Origin of the sequence: Nostoc sp., from assembly GCF_036917395.1 — a bacterium.
Taxonomy (GTDB): Bacteria; Cyanobacteriota; Cyanobacteriia; order Cyanobacteriales; family Nostocaceae; genus Nostoc.
On the sequence record NZ_JBALDI010000007.1, the window covers coordinates 40,598 to 63,514 of the forward strand.

The 22,917-nt window shown below is 43.2% G+C and carries 19 protein-coding genes, 4 tRNA genes, 2 pseudogenes and 1 other annotated feature; of the genes and pseudogenes, 16 read left to right on the forward strand and 9 right to left on the reverse strand.

Going from position 1 to position 22,917, the window contains the following annotated elements:
* Position 1 precedes the first annotated feature (1 nt).
* Positions 2-151 (reverse strand): hypothetical protein, encoded by a 150-nt coding sequence (locus tag V7K46_RS05730; RefSeq protein ID WP_335111642.1) that lies wholly within the window; start codon positions 149-151, stop codon positions 2-4.
* A gap of 70 nt (positions 152-221) precedes the next feature.
* On the opposite strand from V7K46_RS05730, the gene V7K46_RS05735 reads away from it, so the two are divergent.
* Both V7K46_RS05735 and V7K46_RS05740 read left to right on the forward strand, forming a co-directional pair.
* Positions 222-1,718 carry an efflux RND transporter periplasmic adaptor subunit gene (locus V7K46_RS05735; protein WP_335111643.1) on the forward strand — a complete coding sequence of 499 codons (1,497 nt, stop codon included), beginning with the start codon at positions 222-224 and terminating at the stop codon, positions 1,716-1,718.
* A 169-nt stretch (positions 1,719-1,887) separates the two neighbouring features.
* On the forward strand, positions 1,888-5,169 hold the full coding sequence (locus V7K46_RS05740; protein WP_335111644.1) for an efflux RND transporter permease subunit: 3,282 nt from the start codon (positions 1,888-1,890) through the stop codon (positions 5,167-5,169).
* Between the two features lie 259 nt (positions 5,170-5,428).
* Here V7K46_RS05740 and V7K46_RS05745 read toward each other — a convergent pair whose 3' ends face one another.
* Entirely contained in the window at positions 5,429-6,091 is a 663-nt protein-coding gene (locus tag V7K46_RS05745; RefSeq protein ID WP_335111645.1) for a hypothetical protein, read from the reverse strand.
* A gap of 279 nt (positions 6,092-6,370) precedes the next feature.
* Between V7K46_RS05745 and V7K46_RS05750 the strand changes: the two genes are divergently transcribed.
* Entirely contained in the window at positions 6,371-7,033 is a 663-nt protein-coding gene (locus V7K46_RS05750) for a hypothetical protein (RefSeq protein WP_335111646.1), read from the forward strand.
* A 5-nt stretch (positions 7,034-7,038) separates the two neighbouring features.
* Here V7K46_RS05750 and V7K46_RS05755 read toward each other — a convergent pair whose 3' ends face one another.
* Both V7K46_RS05755 and V7K46_RS05760 read right to left on the reverse strand, forming a co-directional pair.
* Entirely contained in the window at positions 7,039-8,097 is a 1,059-nt protein-coding gene (locus tag V7K46_RS05755) for a glycosyltransferase family 4 protein (RefSeq protein ID WP_335111647.1), read from the reverse strand.
* Positions 8,098-8,548: 451 nt separating this feature from the next.
* Positions 8,549-9,493 (reverse strand): glycosyltransferase family 2 protein, encoded by a 945-nt coding sequence (locus tag V7K46_RS05760; protein WP_335111648.1) that lies wholly within the window; start codon positions 9,491-9,493, stop codon positions 8,549-8,551.
* A gap of 153 nt (positions 9,494-9,646) precedes the next feature.
* Here V7K46_RS05760 and rplS point away from each other — a divergent pair, with 153 nt between their 5' ends.
* The 13 genes and pseudogenes from rplS to V7K46_RS05825 all read left to right on the forward strand — a co-directional run bounded on the left by rplS (position 9,647) and on the right by V7K46_RS05825 (position 21,193).
* On the forward strand, positions 9,647-10,009 hold the full coding sequence (gene rplS / locus V7K46_RS05765) for a 50S ribosomal protein L19 (protein ID WP_334978399.1): 363 nt from the start codon (positions 9,647-9,649) through the stop codon (positions 10,007-10,009).
* 151 nt (positions 10,010-10,160) lie between these two features.
* Positions 10,161-10,233, forward strand: a tRNA-Trp gene (locus V7K46_RS05770).
* A gap of 324 nt (positions 10,234-10,557) precedes the next feature.
* Complete coding sequence (gene secE, locus V7K46_RS05775; RefSeq protein ID WP_334797941.1) at positions 10,558-10,779, forward strand: preprotein translocase subunit SecE; 222 nt, start codon at positions 10,558-10,560, stop codon at positions 10,777-10,779.
* Positions 10,779-11,420, forward strand: a complete 642-nt coding sequence (gene nusG / locus V7K46_RS05780) for a transcription termination/antitermination protein NusG (RefSeq protein WP_229490338.1) — start codon at positions 10,779-10,781, stop codon at positions 11,418-11,420. The genes secE and nusG overlap by 1 nt, the downstream gene beginning before the upstream one ends.
* A gap of 6 nt (positions 11,421-11,426) precedes the next feature.
* Positions 11,427-11,852 carry a 50S ribosomal protein L11 gene (gene rplK, locus V7K46_RS05785; RefSeq protein ID WP_292835967.1) on the forward strand — a complete coding sequence of 142 codons (426 nt, stop codon included), beginning with the start codon at positions 11,427-11,429 and terminating at the stop codon, positions 11,850-11,852.
* A 214-nt stretch (positions 11,853-12,066) separates the two neighbouring features.
* A complete protein-coding gene (gene rplA, locus V7K46_RS05790; RefSeq protein ID WP_335111649.1) occupies positions 12,067-12,780 on the forward strand; it encodes a 50S ribosomal protein L1 in 714 nt (237 codons plus the stop codon).
* 113 nt (positions 12,781-12,893) lie between these two features.
* Positions 12,894-13,061: a sequence feature (ribosomal protein L10 leader region), on the forward strand.
* A gap of 63 nt (positions 13,062-13,124) precedes the next feature.
* A pseudogene (gene rplJ, locus V7K46_RS05795) lies at positions 13,125-13,652 on the forward strand (50S ribosomal protein L10); the annotation flags it as partial.
* A gap of 241 nt (positions 13,653-13,893) precedes the next feature.
* Positions 13,894-14,286, forward strand: coding sequence for a 50S ribosomal protein L7/L12 (rplL, locus tag V7K46_RS05800; protein ID WP_335111650.1), 393 nt, complete (start codon positions 13,894-13,896; stop codon positions 14,284-14,286).
* Positions 14,287-14,906: 620 nt separating this feature from the next.
* The gene (locus V7K46_RS05805; RefSeq protein ID WP_335111651.1) at positions 14,907-16,553 is read left to right on the forward strand and encodes a type I restriction-modification system subunit M; all 1,647 of its coding nucleotides are present in this window, start codon (positions 14,907-14,909) and stop codon (positions 16,551-16,553) included.
* A gap of 473 nt (positions 16,554-17,026) precedes the next feature.
* Positions 17,027-17,980: an MBL fold metallo-hydrolase gene (locus tag V7K46_RS05810; protein ID WP_335111652.1), complete on the forward strand. Its 954-nt coding sequence runs from the start codon at positions 17,027-17,029 to the stop codon at positions 17,978-17,980.
* 114 nt (positions 17,981-18,094) lie between these two features.
* A complete protein-coding gene (locus tag V7K46_RS05815; RefSeq protein ID WP_335111653.1) occupies positions 18,095-19,306 on the forward strand; it encodes a DEAD/DEAH box helicase family protein in 1,212 nt (403 codons plus the stop codon).
* The gene (locus tag V7K46_RS05820; protein WP_335111654.1) at positions 19,242-20,504 is read left to right on the forward strand and encodes a type I restriction enzyme subunit R domain-containing protein; all 1,263 of its coding nucleotides are present in this window, start codon (positions 19,242-19,244) and stop codon (positions 20,502-20,504) included. The genes V7K46_RS05815 and V7K46_RS05820 overlap by 65 nt, the downstream gene beginning before the upstream one ends.
* Positions 20,501-21,193: a M48 family metallopeptidase gene (locus tag V7K46_RS05825; RefSeq protein ID WP_335111655.1), complete on the forward strand. Its 693-nt coding sequence runs from the start codon at positions 20,501-20,503 to the stop codon at positions 21,191-21,193. The genes V7K46_RS05820 and V7K46_RS05825 overlap by 4 nt, the downstream gene beginning before the upstream one ends.
* A gap of 5 nt (positions 21,194-21,198) precedes the next feature.
* Here the strand turns inward: V7K46_RS05825 and V7K46_RS05830 are convergent.
* From V7K46_RS05830 to V7K46_RS05850, 5 genes and pseudogenes are all read right to left on the reverse strand, one after another.
* Positions 21,199-21,271 (reverse strand) — tRNA-Ala (locus tag V7K46_RS05830).
* A 65-nt stretch (positions 21,272-21,336) separates the two neighbouring features.
* Entirely contained in the window at positions 21,337-22,065 is a 729-nt protein-coding gene (locus V7K46_RS05835) for an HAD family hydrolase (RefSeq protein WP_335111656.1), read from the reverse strand.
* A pseudogene (locus V7K46_RS05840) lies at positions 22,062-22,343 on the reverse strand (methyltransferase type 11); the annotation flags it as partial. The pseudogene V7K46_RS05840 and the gene V7K46_RS05835, both read right to left, overlap by 4 nt.
* 247 nt (positions 22,344-22,590) lie before the next feature.
* Positions 22,591-22,662, reverse strand: a tRNA-Thr gene (locus tag V7K46_RS05845).
* 87 nt (positions 22,663-22,749) lie between these two features.
* Positions 22,750-22,835: transfer RNA gene (locus tag V7K46_RS05850), tRNA-Tyr, on the reverse strand.
* Positions 22,836-22,917: the final 82 nt, after the last annotated feature.

Sequence of the window (22,917 nt, forward strand, 5' to 3'; positions counted from 1 at the left end):
ACTAAATTAATAATTGCATCGTCAGCGAAAAAATTGCCTCCTCGATGTAACGAGTTAAAGTGGTGAGAATTTTTTGAGATAAAAAGTAATTTTTGATACATAATTCTGCAAGAAGATAGTTAATTGACTCTCGCCGCTTTTCATTGGTCATAATGTCTCAAAATTACTTGGTAATGCACGGCTGTTTAATCCCAAAAGCTCACCAAATAAAAGAAAAATAAATGATTTTGGACAGAAATAAGCCGCAAAAGCAGGCGAAAATCTCACCTTTCGCAGCCGCTAACCAGGTAATTAATACCCTGTTAGATTCAGTTGTGAAGACTGATCTGGCTGTCGCAGATGTAAAGAGTAGCGTTCACACAAAGGTGTCTTCCCCTTTTGCATCAATATTATTGATTCCCTGTTTGCTGGGCATAGGACTGCTGATGGCGAATTGTGGATCACTACCCAAGGAATCGGCTGATGCAGAATCTCAAAGTCCTGGTAGTGGTGCAACGGCTGTAGATGTGGCGATCGCTCGAACTGATTTGCTGCAAAAACAACCAGAATATACAGGTAATACAATACCCTTTCGGATTATATCAGTGCGATCGCAGGTAGAAGCCCGGTTATTGGCTTTGAACTTAGATGTGGGCGATCCGGTAAAGCTTGGACAAAACATCGGGCAGTTAGACGATGCCATACTTTTGACCGAATTAAAGCAAGCAGAAGCAGAACTAGCAGCCCTCAAATCAGAAGTAGCGAGGGCAACCAATCAGGTAAGCAATGCCCGTGCAGACGTTGAACGGGCCCGGCTAGAAGTGGTACAAGCTCAGGCAGACTCACAACGCCAACAAAATCTATTCAAAGCCGGAGCGATCGCTGAACAAGTCGCTCAACGAGCACGTACCCAGGCGCAAACAGCCGCTCAGGCACTACGGGCAGCTCAAGAACAAGTCCGTACAGAACAGCAAGCCGTCGCTGCTGCTCAAGGCAGAGTATTGGCCCAACAGGCATTAGTTGCCCAAACCAAAGAACGCAGGTCTTACGCTCAACTCAAATCCCCCATCACTGGCGTAGTCACACAAAAGGTGACAGAACCTGGCAATCTTCTGCAAGCAGGTAATGAAGTTTTGAAAATTGGCGATTTTAAAACGGTTAAAGTTGTCGTCCAAGTTTCGGAATTAGAACTGGCACAAATTCAGGTTGGGCAGTCTGTACAAGTGCGCTTAGATGCCTTCCCGGATCAAGCATTAATTGGCAGAGTTACGCGCATTTCTCCAGCAGCCGATGCCACAGCTCGCTTGATACCTGTAGAGGTAGTGATTCCCAACACTCAAGGCAAGATTGGCAGTGGACTGCTGGCGCGAGTCAATTTTGAAAACCAGACACAACAGCGGGTTGTAGTGCCGCAAACAGCTATTCAAAAAGCAGGCAATAACAACTCCAAGGGCACAGGGGAGACGCAAACAAATGTAAGGCAGGACTCTTCTCCATCTAACACATCTGGTATAACAGAGGCAAAGTCACAAGACCAAAGTGGAGCAATATTTGTCCTCAAAGACACAGAAGGCAAAACCCAGGTAACAGCACGAGCCGTAATGTTGGGAAAAAGGGCTGATGGGAGAGTGGAAATTTTATCCGGTTTGCAAGCGGGAGAACGCTATGTTGTTCGTAGTGGTAAGCCGTTAAAAGAAGGTGACACTGTAAGTCTTTCAATTCTTTCAGAAAAGCAATAGTAGGGTGAGCAATAACAATTCAAAATTCAAAATTCAAAATTCAAAATTGTTCGCGCCGCGTTTCGTAGAGAAGAGAGTTACATAAGGGGATTTAAACCCTTTAATTTGCACTGACCACCAATGAAAGAAGTACTCAGTAGTCAGCACTTAGCACTTATCACTTAGGATCATGCAACAGGTAAATAATAATAATGGCAATGGCGGATTTAGCCTTAGTGCGATCGCTATCCGCCAACACATTGGTACACTCATGCTCACTGTGGCAGTAATTGTCATAGGGGTATTTTTTCTCACAACTATCCAAGTCGATCTCCTACCGTCAATTACCTATCCCCGAATTGGGGTTCGGCTAGAAGCGCCTGGTATTTCCCCAGAAGTAGCAGTAGATGAAATCACCAGACCCTTGGAAGAAGCTTTATCGGCAACCGAGAATGTAGTGCAAGTTTTCTCCCGCACCCGTGAAGGACAAGTAAGCCTCGATTTATACTTTCAACCAGGGGGCGATATTGACCAAGCCCTAAACGATGCTACTGCTGCTTTTAACCGAGGTCGAGGACAACTGCCAGATACGATAGAGGAGCCGCGCTTATTTAAAGTCGATCCCTCCCAATTGCCGGTTTATGAATTGGCGTTGACATCTGCCTCGTTGCCAGGTAAAGATTTACGCGTATTTGCTGATGAAGAGTTAACACGTGAACTCAGTGTTGTACCAGGAGTCGCCGCAGTTGATGTATCTGGTGGTGCTGAGGAAGAAGTACGAGTGCTTGTTGACTTAAACCGATTGCAAGCTTTGGGTGTGGGGTTAAATGATGTATTAAATGAATTAACAGCCCGTAACCAAGATACTTCTGGTGGTCGGATTCTGGGGCAAAATTCTGAGCCATTGACTCGGACTGTAGGACGTTTCCAAAATGCCAGGGAAATTGAAAACCTTTCCTTGGAAGTTTCCTCCGCTTCCCCTGCTACCGCGAATACTACTACTACCACTAATACCACTACTACCCCAGTTCCTCCCCGGCGCGTTTATTTGCGAGATTTTGCGGAGGTAATTGATGATACAGAAGACCAGCGACTATTTGTTTACCTCAACCGTCAGCCTGCGGTGAAATTTTCAGTTCAAAAGCAGCCTGAGGCCAATACAATCACAGTTGTAGATGCTGTGAAGCGGCGAATTGAACAATTACGACAATCGGGTTTAATTCCAGCAGACATGACTTTGAGTCCCACCACAGATGAATCTCTCTTCATCCGCAATTCTTTAAATGATGTCATCTTTTCGGGGATTTCTGGGGCATTATTAGCAGCAGCAGCAGTGTTGTTATTTTTGGGATCATTCAGGCAAACATTGATTATCAGTTTGACGATTCCGCTATGTACTCTGGCAGCGATCGCTATGATGAAAATCTTTGGCTTGACTTTGAATGTATTCAGTTTGGCAGGTCTGACATTAGGAGTCGGTCAAGCAATTGATACATCGGTTGTGATCCTAGAGAACATTTCCGAAAAAGCTGGGATGACTCCCAATCAGAGACAGAGAAGAGAAGAGGAGAAGGGGAGAAATTCAAAATTCTTTATTGACAGTGCGATCGCTGCTTCCCAAGAAGTAGAATCTGCTTTAGTTGCTGCTACAGGTGCCAACTTAGTTTCTGTAGTGCCATTTCTCTTAATTGGCGGCTTTATTGCCCTGCTATTTAATGAACTGATTCTGACAATTAGCTTCGCAGTAGCAGCATCGCTTGTCGTCGCGATCACAATAGTGCCGATGCTATCTTCTCGACTCTTGGGAATTCCCTGGTCTAGTCGGATCAGCGAATTTTGGCTGCTTAGACAGTTTAATCACCGATTTGAAGATGCTACACGGGGATACGGTAACTTCTTAACCAGAGTTTTACGCTATCGGCTCTTCGTAGTTACCGCTGCTTTGGTAATTTTAGGTGGTAGCAGCTTCTTTATGTTTGGTCAAATTCCCCAGGAAATTCTACCCCGCATCAGTACTGGTCAAGCTAACTTGAGAGCGCAGTTTCCTCCCGGTACACCTTTAGCAACTTCTGAAAAAGTTATGCAAATTGTCGATGACATTTTGCTCAAACAACCAGAAACCGAGTCTGCTTTCACAACTGTGGGTGGTAATTTATTTGGCAGCAATACTACAGAAAATCCTTTACGTGCCAGCAGCACCATCAATCTCAAACCAGGCACAGATGTCGAAGCCTTCGTCAAAAAAGTAACTCAGGAATTTAACAAACTTAACTTAGCAGGAATTCTGCTGCGCCTCAATCCTGGTCAGGTGCGGGGTTTAATCTTGAGTAATTCTCCAGTGCAAGGGTCAGAAGTTGACGTGATTCTGCAAGGTGAGAATGAAGAAAATTTAACCAAAGCAGGGGCGCAAGTGCTGCAAGCATTGCAGGAAAGGGCAAAATTAGCAACATTCCGACCAGATGCCGACCCCCGACAACCGGAAATCCAAATTCGCCCCGACTGGGAAAGGGTTTCGGCTTTAGGGTTGAGCGCCGGGCAAATTGGTGCAACAGTTCAAACAGCAATTGAAGGTTCAGTTCCGACGCAAATTCAACGCGGTAATCGTTTAGTTGATGTGCGGGTGCAGCTAAATAAACAAGCTATTCAGCGTCCTTCGCAGCTAGAGCAATTACCGCTATTTACAGAAAACAATCACCTAATCCGCCTTTCAGATGTTGCGGACATTCAAGAAGGTCAAGCGCCTGGTGAGGTGCAAAGGATTAATCAGCGCCAAGCTTTTATTGTGGCAGGTAATCTCAGCGAGGGAGCTAGTCTTGGTGAAGCGATCGCAGAAGTCAACGAGGTACTCAAAGATGTAGACTTACCTGATGGGGTTTCAATTGTCCCTAGTTCTGCCCAAGAAACTAATCAGCAACTTCAAGATGCTTTAAAAACTTTGGGGGCGTTGGCAACGTTCTTAATCTTTGTAGTCATGGCGGTGCAATACAATTCGCTAATTGACCCATTGGTAATTATGTTCACCGTACCACTGGCGTTAGCTGGGGGAATTTTTGGACTTTACATTACCAAAACAGCAATTGGTGCAACTGTAATTGTTGGCGTTGTGCTGCTGGTGGGAATTGTGGTGAACGCAGGGATTCTAATGGTAGAACTGGCAAACCAAATTCGCGATGAAGAAGGTTGTACTCGCCAAATTGCAATTATGAAAGCAGCTCCTCAACGCTTGCGCCCAATTATCATGACCACAGTCACCACTATTTTGGGACTGTTTCCTTTGGCGTTGGGCATTGGCGAAGGTTCTGAATTTTTGCAGCCTTTAGGAATTGTAGTTTTCTTTGGGATGGCGATCGCAACAATGCTGACATTATTTATCATCCCCTGTTTTTATATCCTGCTGCACGATTTGCTAGGTGGGAATTGGGCGAAGCCAGTGTTAAGCCGATTGCGTGGATTTACGAAAAAATTTATCTGAATTCCTGATCAGGATTAACGCAAAAACAGTGTACAGAATTTATCGAATTACCCAAAACAAAAACCTCACCCTGTCCTGACAGACATCCCTCTCCTTACTAAGGAGAGGGACAGGTTTTGCGTAGCAGAACCAGGGTGAGGTTTCTTTGGGCTATTCGATAAACTGTATTGTGTACACCGTATTCGGGGAAATGGAGGAACAGCTTATTTAAACAATGCCAAGCCATTTATTTGCTGTAAAGTAAAGCGGCGTTGCATCATTAACTAGCTGATGTCTCGTCTATAATCTTCTTAAATCTCTCAATCACATCCTTTCGGATCAACTTGAAATCTGAATTTTCTATTTTATTTTCAGCTTGGTCTGTGCCATCAATATTGAATTTGCCATAATAAACCCCTACAGGAAAATACAATGGACTACCATTCAAACCTTTCTTAAGGAAAAGAATGTATTTCGCATTCTTGACTAGCGGTTGGTAATCGTAAAAGACCTGAAGGAAACTTTTACCGGTGATTCTGTCTGCAACTATAGCTGCTTGTTGTCCGATCAATAGCGTGTCAGAATATGACGCACCTTTCAGCACACGTTGTACTTTAAATTCAGTTTGGGAGATCGCTTCAGTAACGTAACCCTCAAAATCACGTTGAATCAAAGGTGTACTTTCCGTGATCGATTGCGTTGGTTTTCCTATAGCGATAATATCTGATTTTGCAATTAAATCCTCTATATCTTTTGGTACAATAATATTCGCCTCTATTCTTGTAACTGTCAAACCCTCAATCATTTCAGTACTTGCAGATACTTTTTCGGTACTTTGTGCAAAGGAATTGGTTGTATTGTTTCCAGTAACTAGACCAGCACCAAAGACGGCGATCGCTGCAATAGTTGTAAAATAAATTCTCTTTTTCACCTGTTCCCCCATTTCACCAATTTTTTAACTTCACATATTGCCCAATCTGTCAACACATAAGTTCTAATTTAGACTTTTTATAAAGATTGCGTGAAATTACTAGTTATAGTGATAAAGCATTACAAGAATTGCTTTATAAATCAACCTATGAGTAAATCTAAACTCAGTAAACAGGCACATATTGACCCCTATTTATCCAGTAGGTAGATAGCAGCTTCAAAGTGAGTTTTGCTGTTTGATTTAACCTATGCGGTATCGCATTCTCTCAATCAATATGAAGAGGACACAAATATGACTACAATAGCAACCAAAATAGCCTTGTCTGTTCTAGGAGCAGCAGGAATTAGTTTTTTTTCTTTGACACCAGCAAGAGCCTTCATCTTGGTAGAACCGATTGTGACGACTAAAAATCAAGACATACTCGACACGAAAAAGCCAAGAACCCTTGGGCCAGAATATCAACCAGGGCAAATAGTAGAATATGGTGTCCCAGATGTAGCTAATAACTTTCTCAATGCCACCGGATACGATATAAATAGCTTGGTCTTTGATTTAAAAACGCTGTCCTATAGTAATCAGAATTCTACTCCACCATTTGATAATGAACCAGTGCAATGGGGAGATGTTAATGGAGATGGCAAGATTGGTTACTCCAATAATCCTGAACTAAAGAATATTTTTACAGACGTTACCATCAAAGATAACATCATCACTTTTAGTGGTGGCGTAATCCCAAACGGAACCCTGTTTTACAATCCATTTGCTACCCTGCCCAATCTAGCGCCAGGTGCTGGAATCATTCCATCAGTGCCACCAGAGAAAGCGGATAAAGATGGCCCGATCAGAGTGGCTAGTTATTATACTGCTGTTCCTGAATCAACTAGCGTTTTGAGTGTACTGCTCTTTGGTGCTTTAGGCGTAGCTTTAAAACTAAAGCGATCGCTACATTGTTAACGCTCTCACTGTGTAATTAATTCACGATACACCGCCAGTGTTTCCTGATGAACGCGAGCAACACTCAGCCACTCTAGGTTGTGATTTGCCCGTTGTTTCCATTCGTGCAACATATCGGCATTACTCAGTAATTGCACTAAAACTCCAGCCAAAGCATTACTATCTTTGGCTGGCACTAAAAGTCCTGCTTGCCCATTGTCCAAAGCTTCAGGAATCCCGTCTACCTGAGTGCCAATAATCGCAGTTCCAGCTTCCCTAGCTTCCGAAAGTACCAGAGGGCAAGGGTCACGGTGAGAAGCCAACACAAATATGTCACAAGATATGAGATAGCGTTGAGGTTCCGGCTGGAAGCCTTCAAAATGAATGCGTTCTTTTACAGAAGTTGCTTGTGCTTGTGCTTCAAATAGCCGTTTATCAGGGCCATTTCCTACTAAATAAAGGTGCGCTTGGGGAAAATCTAAAGCAATTTGTTCAAAGGCAGCGATTAACTCACTGATTCCCTTGCGTTGATACATCCCGGCTACGGTAGCGATCGCTGGACGCTGTAACGCTAAAGGTTGATAATCTTGTATTTGTCGGGTGCGAGGACTACCCAAAGTTCCATTGCATACTACCCGCAACTTGTTTTCTAAAATACCACGCCTTGCCATAGATATTCGTACAGCTTTGCTAACGGCAATTACCCTGTCAGCTAAACCCATCAGCAGGCTAGAACGCTGAAATTCGTTGTGGACTGTGGAAACTAAAGCATATTTGTGCCCTTTAAAAATGCGTGCTAGGATGACTCCCGTCATCATATGTGCATGAACGATATCCGGCTGAAATTCTGCTGCGATCGCTCGATAACGCCCAGCTGCTTTGATAATATTTATCGGTTTCCTAGCTTGGTCTAATTGGTAGTGTTTGACACCATACATCTTTAGTAATTTCTCATATTCACCACCAGCAGAAATAACCGCTACCTCATGACCAGATTTTGCCTGTAAACAAGCCAGATCCACAGCCACATTCACAATACCGTTACCTATTTCTTGAACGTGGTTTAAAATATGTATGATTCGCATAATCTTTGAGATATGTATAAAAAATCAAGATAAGTAACTGGGTGTAAATCAACATAATTATTCAGGTCTTCAGCGACAACTCAAGAGTAGTCAGTAGCACGTGAAATTGACCACTTGCTACTGACTAAGAGCGCTTATAACCAGTTACTTAGCTTAAAGACTTATTCAGTAACGGCTCGATAAATCGGGGTAAAACTCCAAAATTCTGAAGACTGAATCTGCTATTTCAGTCTCTATAGCCTTATTTTGTATTCCCCAATGGCTATGACCAGCATAAGCTAATACCCTGGCATCGGACTTTACTACAGCACAGCAGATATATGAATACCATTCAACACAGCGATCGCTCTGATTTTGGCTGTGTATTTATAACTTTCTGAAAGCTCTAAATATACTTTTTCTTCAGGCATAATATTCTCTGATAATCAAATGTTTATCAATGCTTAAAAAGTTAGGACTCAATCAATACAAGTTTACGAACCTCAGAATTTTGTCCTTGAGAGCGGCGTGATGAGACAGCAGTTAGCAAAAATTTCCAAGACTGAGGAGAAAGTACAGACGGATCTATCATTGAAAAAAAACTTTTGATATTTTTTTGCTTCAGTGCTACTAAAATCCAATGGAGTTTCAGGTAATTTTTTATATCCTGAAAGACGGGAATCTTTGAGCGATGTTGGTCATTTACCAAGGCGTAAATTTTCTCCTTCATCAAAATATTTGTCGCCAACCGCCGAGACAAAGAAAACTTTTGATTATATGCACCCGGCCAAATAGTGCGGTAAGCAAGACATTGGTTGAAGAAAATAGCATCACCAAACTGAGCAATCCGAATCCAGGAATCGATGTCATCACAGTTAGCATCGAGTGTGGAGTCCCAACCACCAGTTTGCAGGAAAGCATCACGCTGACAAGCTACTTGTACAGGTGTGCCAAAAGGTACAAGCTCTAAGAGCATACCGTAGTGAATATCGGCTTGTGGAACATAAAAAGCTAATCCGGGGCCAACTTGCGGGGTGCGACTGAGTTCAACTTCATTGCCATCCACCTGAGCCGCCACACAAGAGCAGATTACAGCATCGGGACGAAGTGCGATCGCCTTAGCCATCTCTTCTATGCAGTTGGGCGCTAAATAGTCGTCATCATCTAAAAACTTAATCCAGTCGCCGCTAGCTTTGGCAACTCCAGCATTTACAGTTGCTGCATGACCAAGGTTCACTTCGTTCCGATGGTAAACAACCTTGTCCCCTAAGCTTTTGAGATATGTTTGGGTGTCATCAGATGAACAGTCGTCAGCAACAACCACCTCGCACTCGATTGTTTGGTTACGAGCCGAGTCAATTGCCCTTTGCAGCAAGTTCAAGCGATTATAAGTACTGATGACGACGCTAAATTTCATAAATTTCACCCTTGTGGTACAGCATTCTGCAATATAGCTTTGATCTCTAGGCTGTTGTATCAGTAAAATTATCAATCACAACAAGTAGACTGAAATAGGATTATCGATTTATGATTGATGATTGGGAGTTTTTTGTAAGCAGACGGAAAGACTATGAACGCTCAAGAGATTATCCGCTCCATTGAAGCGGAACAGAAAAAATCGAATCTGCCCGACATTTATGTGGGCGACACAGTAAAAGTGGGAGTGAAAATCAAGGAAGGCGAAAAGTACCGTGTACAACCCTACGAGGGAGTAGTTATTGCCAAGCGCAATGGTGGCATCAACGAAACTATTACAGTCCGTAAGGTTTTTCAAGGTGTGGGCGTTGAGCGGGTGTTTCTGTTGCATTCTCCCCGGATTGACAGCATCAAGGTATTACGTCGCGGTAAGGTTCGCCGTGCTAAACTGTATTATCTCCGCGATCGCGTAGGTAAGGCAACCCGGATCAAGCAACGGTTTGACCGCCCTTTGTGATTCCTCCTTCAATCATTATGGGAGACTCAAGCCTCAAGCGGCATCTGCCGCTGACTTGTTCCCAAGGGCAAAATTGAGATATGATATAAATCGCATATTGCGTTAAACTGAAATTTAGTTCAGCGCAATGACTGAATCAAAAACAGCTTGTGCGCTCTTAGTTCAGTTGGTAGAACGCAGGTCTCCAAAACCTGATGTCGGGGGTTCAAGTCCTCCAGGGCGCGCTTAAGAGCAAAAAACAAAGCCCGAAATAATTACGCAGCTGCTAATATAGCAGTTAGCGATAATAATTTCGGGTAAACTTATTATTGTATTTGCAGTTGTTTTGCTTTCAGTTAAGTGAAATAGAGTCGAAACTGCAAACTGGGATCATCGAATTTTAGATTTTAGATTTTGGATTAAAAAGACAAAATCTGCCGATTTTAGATTGAGAATAAATCTAAAATCGACAACCCAAAATCTAAAATTAAGCGCCTTTGCCTTAAGGTATGGGGTAAATCTAAAATCCAAAATCCAAAATTGAGTGACAAACGGGGGGATAAAGGGTCGTGGTCAAAAAAAGTGAAGCAGAATTGCCAGAAACCACAAATGGGTTTAGCTTGGGCAAGTTCATACAGGGAATCAAAGAAGAACTTGAGAAAGTAGTCTGGCCCAGTCGGAAACAAATAGTGAGCGAATCCGCCGCTGTGTTGTTAATGGTGGCACTCTCCGCATCTTTGATATACTTGGTTGATGGATTGTTTGGTTGGGCAGCAAAACAGGTGTTCTGATGACTTTTGCAACAGACGAACCTCGCAACTCCACGTTGCAGTCGGAGGAAACAGGAGAAACAGCAGAAGCAGCGTCAAAAGAAGCACGCTGGTATGCAGTGCAAGTAGCCTCAGGCTGTGAAAAGCGTGTAAAGACTAACTTAGAGCAACGTATTCAAACTTTTGATGTAGCTGACAAAATTGTCCAGGTAGAAATTCCGCAAACGCCAGCGGTGAAAATCCGCAAAGATGGCAGTCGCCAGCATACAGAAGAAAAAGTTTTCCCTGGCTATGTGCTGGTGCGGATGATGATGGATGATGATACCTGGCAGGTGGTACGAAACACCTCCCATGTAATTAATTTTGTTGGTGCAGAACAAAAACGTGGTAGTAGTAAGGGTCGCGGTCATGTCAACCCCATACCACTGAGTTCTTCAGAAGTCGAACGTATATTCAAACAAACCAGCGAACAGGAAGCTGTTGTCAAAATTGACATGGCTACTGGTGATAAGATAATGGTGCTTTCTGGTCCATTTAAAGACTTTGAAGGCGAGGTGATTGAAGTCTCTCCAGAGCGGAGTAAGCTCAAAGCCTTACTGTCAATTTTCGGCAGGGATACACCAGTAGAATTGGAATTTAATCAGGTAGAGAAACAGAGCTAAATACAAATGGCGAAGAAAATAGTAGCGGTCATTAAACTGGCCCTGAATGCTGGAAAAGCCAATCCAGCACCGCCAGTCGGGCCCGCATTGGGTCAACACGGCGTCAACATCATGATGTTTTGTAAAGAATACAACGCCAAAACAGCAGATCAAGCTGGAATGGTGATCCCTGTAGAAATTTCGGTTTTTGAAGACCGGAGTTTTACATTTGTACTCAAGACGCCACCAGCCTCAGTGCTGATTCGGAAGGCGGCGAAAGTTGAAAAAGGCTCGAATGAACCCAACAAAAAGAAGGTTGGGTCAATTACCAAAGCACAATTGCAAGAAATAGCCCAAACGAAACTCCCCGATCTGAATGCCAACGACATAGACGCGGCAATGAAGATTGTGGGAGGAACGGCTAAGAATATGGGTATAACAGTCACAGATTAAAAAAGTTATGAGTTATGAGTCATTCAATTTTGGATTTTAGATTTTAGATTTTAAATTTTTTTTAATCCAAAATCCAAAATTAAAAATCTAAAATTGGCAGAGTTATGAATTTTAAATTAGTAACTCCTCATTCCTCACTTTTAACTTCCTACTCTAAAATCCAAAATTGTATCGGGGGAGAGGCGAAGCTTCGGAATTACCCCAGGAGAAAAAAATGGTGAAAATATCGCGTCGTTTGCAGACGCTGCAAGCAAAAGTAGAAGATAAGGACTATCAACCCCTAGAGGCTTTAGCCCTTCTCAAAGACACAGCAACAGCTAAATTTGCTGAAGCTGCTGAAGCGCATATCCGGCTGGGAATTGACCCTAAGTATACAGACCAACAGTTACGGACAACGGTAGGACTGCCTAAAGGTACAGGACAAATCATCCGGGTGGCGGTGATAGCCAGAGGCGAAAAGGTAAACGAAGCAAGCAACGCTGGTGCTGATATAGTAGGTTCAGAAGAACTGATTGACGAAATCCAGAAAGGTAGGATGGATTTTGACAAGCTGATTGCCACACCTGATGTGATGCCACAGGTGGCAAAGCTGGGTAAGTTGCTTGGACCACGTGGTTTAATGCCATCGCCTAAGGGTGGAACCGTGACATTTGATTTAGCAAGTGCGATCGCAGAATTTAAAGCTGGTAAATTAGAATTCCGAGCCGATCGAACTGGTATTGTTCATGTTATGTTTGGTAAGGCAACTTTCTCGCCTGAAGATTTGTTAGTCAACCTAAAGGCATTACAGGAGACGATTGACCGTAACCGTCCTTCAGGAGCTAAAGGTCGTTATTGGCGCACATTTTATGTGTCAGCCACTATGGGGCCATCGATTAAAGTTGATATCACCGCCCTACGAGATTTGAAACTGAGCGAAGCAGGTTAATAAGAGTTATGAGTTATGAATTTTATTCCTAACTCCTGTACAGACGCGATTAATCGCGTCTCTACTCCTAACTCCCGTACAGACGCGATTAATCGCGTCTCTACTCCTAACTTTAAATTAAATAGGTAAAGCCGGAGACAGCAGGTGCTAATAGCTTAATATCCTGCCGAGGTTAAAACTCTGATTGTCAAAATTACCACCTATAAAGGTGTGGTAACTATGGCATTAGGAGTCTTACTACTCAGCCCCGGCTATATCAGCTGGGGTTTGTTGTTTGGGTTCAGGTTTAGAAGAAACGTACAACTAGGGCACTTCCCCGATTATTTTAAGGAGGTGAGATTGGAATGGGTAGAACAGTAGAAAATAAAAAAGAGATAGTAGCTGACCTCAAAGTAACTTTGAGTGAGTCAACTCTGGCCCTGGTAATTGACTATCAGGGGCTAACAGTTGCTGAAATTACCGATTTACGGCGGCGGCTGCGTCCTAGTGGCACCGTTTGTAAGGTGACGAAGAACACCCTAATGGGCATTGCCATTAGAGATGATGAAAAATGGCAGCCTTTGTCAGAATTGCTCAATGGTGCTTCTGCCTTTTTGCTGGTAAAAGAAGATTTTTCATCGGCAATTAAGGCATACCAAGAATTCCAAAAAGTCACCAAGAAAACAGAACTTCGCGGTGGTGTACTGGAAGGTCGTCTACTCAAAGAACCGGATGTCAAGGTACTGGGAGACTTGCCATCTAAGGAACAACTCATAGCCCAAATTGCTGGGGCTATCAACGCTTTGGCTACCAAGATTGCTGTGGGTATCAACGAAGTTCCTGGTTCACTGGCTCGTGCTTTGCAGGCTGTGGCTGACCAAGAGCAAAGTGGTGGTAGCACCGAAACTGCTGCTGTACAAGATAGCAATACTGAAACCGCTGCTGTACAAGATAGCAATACTGAAACTGCTGCTGTACAAGATAGCAGTACCGAAAGCCCTGCTGTACAAGATAGCAGCGCCGAAACTGCTGCTGAATAGACTTCGTGGTTCATCAGTCAAAAGTCAAAAGTCTATAGTTAAAGACCAATGACTAATGGCTAAATAAATAATCAAAATTACAGGAGTTATATCAATGTCTGCTACAACCGATCAAATTTTAGAACAGCTAAAAAGCCTTTCTTTGCTGGAAGCTTCTGAGTTAGTCAAGCAAATTGAAGAAGCTTTTGGCGTGAGTGCTGCTGCACCCGTTGGCGGCATGATGATGATGCCTGGTGGTGGTGGTGCTGCTCCTGCTGAGGAAGTTGTTGAGCAAACCGAGTTTGAAGTGGTTCTCGAATCAGTCCCAGCTGATAAGAAGATTGCCGTGCTGAAGATTGTCCGGGAATTGACCGGTTTGGGTCTGAAAGAAGCGAAAGACTTGGTGGAAGCTGCACCCAAGGCAGTTAAAGAAGGTATTGCTAAGGATGCTGCTGAAGATGCTAAGAAGCGGATCGAAGAAGCTGGCGGTAAGGTGACTGTTAAGTAGTCACAATTTTATTACTAATTTTTTATTAAGGAGTCTGAGTCAGGCTCCTTTTTTTCATATCAGGCTAGTACTGCAAGGCGGAATTAAAAATTAAAAATTAAAAATTAAAAATTAAAAATGAATACAGCATAAGGGTTTCGTTGATTTGGAATGGTTGGCTTATTTCCGCCTTATTGTACTAGTTTTGAGGGTTTGTAGTAAGCACTTTAGTGCCTAGAAATTAGACCTCTTGCATAAGTCGAATAGACCCCCTTAATCCCCCCTTATAAAGGGGGGAAACTTGAAATCCTGCCCCCTCCCCGATGTGTTGGGGAGGGGTGATTCAAGGATTTATGCAAGAGGTCTAATAAGGAGTAAAGTCCTTACTACAAACTTGCTTACCCAACAATTTAAACTTGACGACTCTCTAATTGTGTTCGTTTCAAAAGTTCGCATTGTTTTTCTTGTTTTTTTATATCTTGTCTATAAAGCCAATCAGCCTGGTGTAAAATACCATTTTTGTATTCAAGTTCGTATTATGAATGATTGTCTATAAAAAGACAGAGGGTAAGTTAATTAGTGGTGACACTCAGGAAGTAAAGCTAAATTATTGAGCATGAAAAGCAGGGGATTTTACTGTTATGGCAAAACTCACTCTTCCGAAACTGGAACGTCACTTATTTGCGGCGGCTGATATTTTGCGCGGCAAAATGGACGCTTCTGAATATAAGGAATTTATCTTTGGGATGTTGTTCTTAAAGCGGGCTGCTGATGTTTTTGAGGTGCGCTATCAGCAAATTGTCAGGGAGTTTATGGATAAAGGGGAGAGTGAAGAAGCCGCTAAGAAAAGGGCCAACAACCCTAACCGCTACGTTCCAACTAATACAGAAGCTTATACGTTATTTGTGCCACTAGAATCTCGTTGGAGTACTATAGTTAACACCTTTCATCAACAAATAGGCAATAAACTTAATATTGCCCTACACAAACTTGCTGATGCTAATCAGGCGGTGTTGCAGAATGTTTTTGAGCATATTGATTTTAATAAGCAGGTGGGTGGCAAAAGTACGTTAAGCGATTTGCAGTTACGCCAAATGATAGAACATTTTGACAAGCGATCGCTACGGAATGAAGATTTAGAATTTCCCGATTTGTTGGGTGCAGCCTATGAGTATTTAATTTATTTTTTTGCTGACTCTGCTGGTAAAAAGGGCGGTGAATTTTATACTCCCCGTGGAGTGGTGAAATTAATGGTGCGAATTGTCAATCCCCAAGAAAGGATGGAGGTTTATGACCCCTGTGTGGGTTCAGGGGGAATGTTAATTTTATCTAAGCAGCACATAGAAGAACACGGTGGAAATTCCCGCGATTTGAGACTCTACGGACAAGACAATAACGGGGGAGTTTGGGCTATCTGCAAGATGAATTTATTGCTGCATGGAATCCCCAATGCTGTGCTTCAGAACGACGATACCTTGATGGTGCCGATTAAAGAAGGCGGGAATTTAAAGCATTATGACCGAATATTGAGTAATCCACCGTTTTCGCAAAACTACAGCCGGGGTAATAAAGATAATGATATGGAGTTTAAAGAGCGATTCCGTGTTTTTTGCCCTACAAGTGGAAAAGCTGATTTGATGTTTGCCCAGCACATGCTGGCGGTGTTAAAGCAAGATGGAATTATGGCGACAGTAATGCCGCATGGGGTACTGTTTCGCGGTGGAGAAGAAAAGAAAATCCGCCAGTTATTTATTGAAGAGGATAATTTAGAGGCAGTGATTGGCTTACCACCACAATTATTTTATGGTACAGGGATTCCGGCGTGTATTTTGGTGATGCGTCCCAAAGGTGCAAAACCAAAAGCGACTCAAGGTAAGGTGTTATTTATCAACGCTGATGCTGAATTTCAGGCTGGACGCGCTCAAAATTCTTTGCGTCCTGAACATATAGAAAAAATTGTCTCGGCTTATGAAGATTTTACAACTAATGCCGATTATCCTGGGATTCCTGGTTATGCGGCGGTGGTGACTCAACAACAATTAGCTGACTACGAATACAACTGTAATATTCGCCGCTATGCTGATGATACTCCACCGCCAGAACCTCAAGATGTGCGATCGCATCTTTTGGGTGGTGTACCCAAGTCTGAGGTGGATGCAAAGCAAGAATTGTTTACTAGTCACGGTTTTGACCCGATGACTTTGTTACAACGAAGGGTAGGTAAACCGTTATTCTGTAACTCGTGCGTATGCCGAAATAACAAATGCGTTCGCCGAAATAACAAATGAGTTCGCCGAAGTAACAAATGAGTTCGCCGAAATAACAAATGAGTTCGCCAAAGTAACAAATGCGTTCGCCGAAATAACAAATGAGTTCGCCGAAGTAACAAATGCGATCGCCAAAGCAACAAATGCGATCGCCAAAGCAACAAATGCGATCGCCAAAGCAACAAATGCGATCGCCAAAGCAACAAATGCGATCGCCGAAATAACAAATTGGCATAACAAGCCAATGCATTGGCATAATAAAAACTTTGTAGGGTGTGTTATGCCGTAGGCTAACGCACCTTGAATTGTTGACTTTTGACTTTTGACTTCCCCGTTCGCGTAGGGTCTCGCAGAGAAGGGGCTGACGGTGCGTTGCGCTGCGCGACAACACACCCTACAACTAAAATGGGGGGGGAGTGAAAGGTTACAATAGAACCTGGGTTTGCCTGTTTTGGTGAGCGTTGAGCCTGATGTATATAAACTTTCCATCACTCATGAATAAACAATACATTGCTAAAGGATTTGGAATTTTGCTGGGACTGTTATTTCTATGCGCTCCCGTCCTGGCACAGGAATACCGCATTGACCTGATTCGCGGCAACATTTATCGCATGACTGCTGGAAATCCCGTCCTGGCACAGGAATACCGCATTGACCTGATTCGCGGCAACATTTATCGTCTGACTGCTGGAAATTATTGCTCCGTCTTCATGGTGACAGAGGCGGGAATCGTAGTGACCGATCCGATCAATAAGGCAGCGGCTACCTGGCTCAAACGCGAATTGGCGCAACGATTTGGCAAGCCGATTCATTATGTAATCTACAGCCACAATCATCCGGATCACACCTACGGGGGCGAAGTTCTGGATGGCGCAGGCATCAACTTTATCTCCCATCAACTGGCGCGCGAGGATTTGATTCACACCAAAGCGCAGACCCGCATTCCTAACCTCGTCTTCAAGGACGATATGATGCTTTTTATCGGCGATAGTCGGGTACACCTGCGCTATCACGGAACAAACAACGGGCGTGGCTCCATTTCCATGTTGTTTGAACCCGCTAGAGTTTTATATGTGGTGGACTGGATTGTGCTGGGCCGCATGCCCTACAAAGATCTTCAAGGTTACGATATCCAAGGGATGATCGATTCCACACGAGCGGTGCTGAACATGGATTTTGAGGTGTTTGTGGGCGGACATGCCGAGACTGGTCAGAAAAAAGACGTGCGACGGTATCTCGAATATCTGGAAACTCTTTATGACGCCGTGCGCGATGGCATTCTTGCTGGCAAAGACCTCGCTACTCTTGAGAAAGAAATCCGGCTTGACACATACCGTGATCTGGCAATGTATGAGGAGTGGCTACCGCTCAATATCAAAGGTGTTTACCGAACTTTAGTAGACGAATCTTATATACTTATGCGTCCCAGTACGCCTACACCGCAGTAGCAACAATGACGGGAGCAACGCGATTTTGTGAGGTCAGATAAAAAACGAGCGATAGCTTCGCGCGCAACATAGCAGCAGATCGCTAAAACATATATTTAACCTGAGTTCGCCGGAATGCTTCACCCCGCCAACTTGCTGGATATCCTGCGCCACTACATTCTGTTCACAACCAAACACAACCGTCGCATCAAAATAGTCCCGCGCTATCAACAATTTCGTGGCGTATCCAAAGCCGTTGACCGCTTGCTACACGGTAAAACTAAAACACAACACGGTAGCCAAGACCAGCGTGGCGGTATTATCTGGCACTACCAAGGCTCTGGTAAAAGCTTGGATATGGTGTTTATTCTCCGCAAACTGCGGACAATTCCCCAACTTCAACAGTTTAAAGCTGTCATCGTTACCGATCGCACAGATTTAGAAGAACAACTTCAACAAACAGCAACTCTTTCCGGTCAAACTCTGCAAGTAGCAACAAGCATCAAAGATTTAGCGAAGAAACTGCGACAAACAGGGCCGGGTATTGTTTTTGGAATGGTTCAGAAATTCAACAAAATTAATGAATTGAAAGAATACGCTGATATTGAGGAGTTAAACAATGCTCTCAATCCCTCAGAAAACATTTTACTATTAATTGACGAAGCTCACCGTTCCCACAGCAACACCCTTCACGCTTACCTTTCCAAAGCCTTACCCAATTGCGCCAAAATTGGTTTTACAGGAACTCCCATCATCTCAGCAAAGAAAAAGAAAACAAAAGACATCTTTGCTAATGACGAAAATCCTTATATTGATATTTACAGTATCCGCGATTCTCAAAAAGATAATGTCACCGTTCCCATTTTCTACGAAGGGCTGGAAACAATGGGAGCAGTCAAAGGAGCCAACACCCTAGACCAACTTTTTGAGGTGCTATTTCAAGACTATACCGCAGAACAACGCGCAGCGATTAAATCCAAATACGTTGGTAAGAAAAACGTCCTCAACTCCAAAGAACTGATGAAGGACAAGGCTAGGCATATCTTACGGCACTATGTCACCCGGATCATGCAGGGTAAATTTAAAGCTCAGGTAGCAGCAAGCGATCGCCATGCTTGCGTTTTGTACCAGCAATATCTTACCGCAGCCAAAGACGAACTGATTCAAGAATTAGAATCAAATGCCGTTATTTTGCAAAGTCTGAAATTAGAATCAGCACCTCCCGAATACCGCACCCTCGTACAAGCTTATCTTTACCTCGATACCATCAAGCGTTTAGAATTTGCGGCGATTATCTCCGCCAACAGCAAACAAGACCCCCAAGCCTGGAAACAATGGACGGATTGAAAATAACCATACCATCTACAAAAACCGTTTCTGGAAAAACTTAGATGAAGACGGTTTAGCTTTTTTAATTGTGAATAATAAACTACTCGTAGGCTTCGACGCACCTTTAGAACAAGTGCTATATGTAGACCGCAGCTTAGTAGAACATGATTTATTACAAGCGATCGCTCGTACCAACCGCACCACCGAAGGTAAAGACTACGGTTTAATTGTAGACTATTACGGTATCGACATCGCCGCCGCAATGAGTGTCTACGACCAAGAAGATGTCGATGGTGCTTGGTTTGATATCCAAGAAGAACTACCCAAACTAGACCGAGCTTATCAACGGGTAATGAACTTTTGGCAAGAACGCAACTTAAATATTTACGATGACCAAGAAGCTTGTGTAAATATCCTAAATCATGATGAGCAATCGCGTGCAGAATTCTATCAACTGCTGCGGGAGTTTCTGCAAGCAATGGATGCCTTTTTACCTCGTCCCCAAGCTTTGCGCTACCTGAAGGATGCGAAAAAATTGGGAGAATTAAAGAAATTAGTCGATGATGTTTTCCGAGATGAACGCCCAGAAGATGCTAAAGAAAAAGTTCAAGCGCTGATAGACCAACACATCCAATCTCAGGGGATTAACCTGAAAGTCTCACCAGTAAATATCCTTGACCTAGACTTTGAGCAACGGGTACAACAAAGACATTCTGTCCAAACTCGTGCAGCCCAAATGGAACACGCCATCCGTTATCACATCCGCACCCATCTAGATGATGACCCAGTTTATTATCGCAACCTCAGCGATAAACTAGAAGACATCTTACAATGTTTGGATGCAGATTGGAATGCGATCGCTACAGAATTTTTAAATCTAGCGCAAAAAGTCCGAGCCGAACAAACCGAAGTTAGCGGAAATCAACCATCAGCCCGAATTCGCCCTTTCTTCAATGCTCTCATCGATACCTTAGAGTCATCAACACCCGAAATTGCTACCCAACTACAAATCTTTACCACCGAACTGGTAGACTTTATCTACAACCAAAGTTATGTAATCGGCTTCTGGAACGACTTGGTAGCCAGGGAAAACCTCTGCAAAAATATCTGGCTGAAATTAGAAGATTTAAATGTCTTCCCAGATAGTAAACTGGATGGTTTAGCAGACCAAATCACCCAATTAGCCGAACGACACGATGCAAATCGAGGGCGATGAAAACCATTAATGTTGGCGAACTTTCCTTTGAACTGCGCGAAAGTCCGCGTCGTCGCACAGTTGAAATTACCATCGAACCCGACGGTAAACTAATCATCACAACACCACCCCAAGTCCCTGTAGAAAAACTAGGACAAATTATCGAACAACGCCGCTTCTGGATTTACAGCAAACTCCTCAAAAAAGCAGCTATCAAACCCCCAAGTGAACAAAAAACTTATTTACCAGGCGAAGGCTTCCACTATTTAGGACGTAGCTATCGCCTGAAATTAGTAGACACCGCAGACAACCCCCTAAGACTTTACCAAGGACACTTTGAACTTTTGCGATCGCATCAAGACCAAGGTCGAGATTTATTTATTCAGTGGTATCGCGGTCATCTTCAACAACATTTAGAATTAATTATTACATCTTTTATTAACAGAATCGGCAAAGCACCGACTTCGATGCAAATCCGTGAACTCGGTAATCGTTGGGGTTCATGTAATCCAAAAGGTGATATTTATTTCCACTGGCGGGTTGCTTTGCTTCCTAGTTCCATGATTGAATATGTGGTAGTGCATGAAATGGTTCACTTAGTTCAACCCAACCACAATAGAGATTTTTGGGACAGGGTAGAGCGAATCTTACCTGACTGCGTGGATAGAAAAGAGTGGTTAGCGAAAAATGGCGCAATTTTTAGTTTATAAACAAATGGAGAATAACGGATTTGAACCGATGGCCTCTGCGGTGCGATCGCAGCACTCTACCAACTGAGCTAATTCCCCTTAATCGGTGCTAAGTCACGAGTACTATTACTCATTAATTTCAGACATTATCACCATAGATTATTCTAACATTCAGTTACCGATGGTTGAGGCTGTTTTTGGGAATAAACTTTTTGCACCCGTTCGAGTTCCAAATCACTGAGATAATCAACAGTCCAGTTACAGCAGCGCTGGAGCATGTGGAATGGGTAAGTATTTGCAACACCAACAACTTGCATCTGCGATCGCTTCGCCGCTTCTATACCTGCTGGAGTATCTTCAATTGCCAGACACTCTTGTGGTTGAAGATTCAATTCGGGATATTCTTGATTCAGACGTTTCACTGCCAGTAAATAACCATCGGGTTCTGGTTTACTGGTGGTGATGTCATCACCCGCAACAATAATTTTAAAATGTTCGGCTAGTTTAGCTCGCTGGAGTACCAATTCTATTTCATTGCGAAAAGCGCCACTGACTAATCCTAGTTTCAGATGACGCGATCGCACCTGAAATATTAAATCTTCTACACCTGGATATAAAGGCAGTTTCTCTATTTTCTCTAGTTCCACCACATAGGCTTGGGCTTTGCGGTACAGCAACTGAGTTAAATAGTTTTCGTTACCCACTCTACCACGATTTGCGAGTAATTGCCCAAAACAAGCGCGATCGCTGCGTCCTAAAGAAGCTTGACGCTCATCGACGCGTTGGGGTTGGAGATTTTCTTCCATGAGAATCTCATCTATTAGTTGCAGGTGGATTGGCTCATCGTTAATGATCACACCATTAAAATCAAAGAGAACTGCCTTTAAACTCATGCCATTATGCCAAACGCTAAAGATCCTATTCCCTTCAAATCATTATTATCTATTGATATCGGAGTGGACTGGCGGATATTTTCAGTTGTGATCAGTTTAACGCCGCTAGTTACTTGATGTATCCACCATACTTCCTGCGTAGGCGTAGCCCGTCGTAGACATCGCACAGCTTTAAATCTGTCTGCACCCATATTCGCATCCATGCTCCCAGCAGCATACTCACGAATATATGGCTCCTCAAAAATATCATTAAGCCATTCTAAGTTAGGCAGAGTCTTCTAATTACGACTCATTTCATTGCTCATGAATATTGTAAACCCAGGACAAACTCATTTGCAGCAAGCCCCATAAACTAAATCAATTTTGGTGCGTTGGCGCAGCCTGCTGTAGGCATCGCCCACACTACCACTACTTAATTTATGTATTTTAAAATAATCAACCAGCAAAGTTTTGTAAGCTGCAAAAATTATCAGTAGCTTTCAAGCTACATATTAAATAAAAACTTTGATTTTTACTAGCAAAATAAGCCCGTGACGAGGATTGAACTCGTGACCTCACCCTTACCAAGGGTGTGCTCTACCACTGAGCCACACGGGCGAAATATAACTTTTATTTTTTGGTTGTAAGTTACAATGCTGGGAGCTTTGCTCTTTACCCAGTCATTATAACTTATAACTTCGTAAGTGGTGGGCCGGGCTGGATTTGAACCAGCGTAGGCGCTAGCCAACGGATTTACAGTCCGTCTCCATTAACCACTCGGACACCGACCCAATTTGTCTCACGATTTAAAATATTAGCATCATCTTTTATAAATTGCAAGTGATTGGAAAAAATAACTTATGGATAGAGACG

Coding starts and splice junctions, on each gene's coding strand:
- rplS (WP_334978399.1), top strand. CDS start 9,647: ATGAACGCTCAAGAGATTATCCGCTCCATTGAAGCGGAACAGAAAAAA.
- V7K46_RS05825 (WP_335111655.1), top strand. CDS start 20,501: ATGAAAACCATTAATGTTGGCGAACTTTCCTTTGAACTGCGCGAAAGT.
- V7K46_RS05805 (WP_335111651.1), top strand. CDS start 14,907: ATGGCAAAACTCACTCTTCCGAAACTGGAACGTCACTTATTTGCGGCG.
- rplK (WP_292835967.1), top strand. CDS start 11,427: ATGGCGAAGAAAATAGTAGCGGTCATTAAACTGGCCCTGAATGCTGGA.
- V7K46_RS05730 (WP_335111642.1), bottom strand. CDS start 151: ATGACCAATGAAAAGCGGCGAGAGTCAATTAACTATCTTCTTGCAGAA.
- V7K46_RS05740 (WP_335111644.1), top strand. CDS start 1,888: ATGCAACAGGTAAATAATAATAATGGCAATGGCGGATTTAGCCTTAGT.
- V7K46_RS05750 (WP_335111646.1), top strand. CDS start 6,371: ATGACTACAATAGCAACCAAAATAGCCTTGTCTGTTCTAGGAGCAGCA.
- rplL (WP_335111650.1), top strand. CDS start 13,894: ATGTCTGCTACAACCGATCAAATTTTAGAACAGCTAAAAAGCCTTTCT.
- V7K46_RS05815 (WP_335111653.1), top strand. CDS start 18,095: ATGCTTCACCCCGCCAACTTGCTGGATATCCTGCGCCACTACATTCTG.
- V7K46_RS05755 (WP_335111647.1), bottom strand. CDS start 8,097: ATGCGAATCATACATATTTTAAACCACGTTCAAGAAATAGGTAACGGT.
- nusG (WP_229490338.1), top strand. CDS start 10,779: ATGACTTTTGCAACAGACGAACCTCGCAACTCCACGTTGCAGTCGGAG.
- V7K46_RS05810 (WP_335111652.1), top strand. CDS start 17,027: ATGAATAAACAATACATTGCTAAAGGATTTGGAATTTTGCTGGGACTG.
- V7K46_RS05835 (WP_335111656.1), bottom strand. CDS start 22,065: ATGAGTTTAAAGGCAGTTCTCTTTGATTTTAATGGTGTGATCATTAAC.
- rplA (WP_335111649.1), top strand. CDS start 12,067: ATGGTGAAAATATCGCGTCGTTTGCAGACGCTGCAAGCAAAAGTAGAA.
- V7K46_RS05760 (WP_335111648.1), bottom strand. CDS start 9,493: ATGAAATTTAGCGTCGTCATCAGTACTTATAATCGCTTGAACTTGCTG.
- V7K46_RS05745 (WP_335111645.1), bottom strand. CDS start 6,091: ATGGGGGAACAGGTGAAAAAGAGAATTTATTTTACAACTATTGCAGCG.
- V7K46_RS05735 (WP_335111643.1), top strand. CDS start 222: ATGATTTTGGACAGAAATAAGCCGCAAAAGCAGGCGAAAATCTCACCT.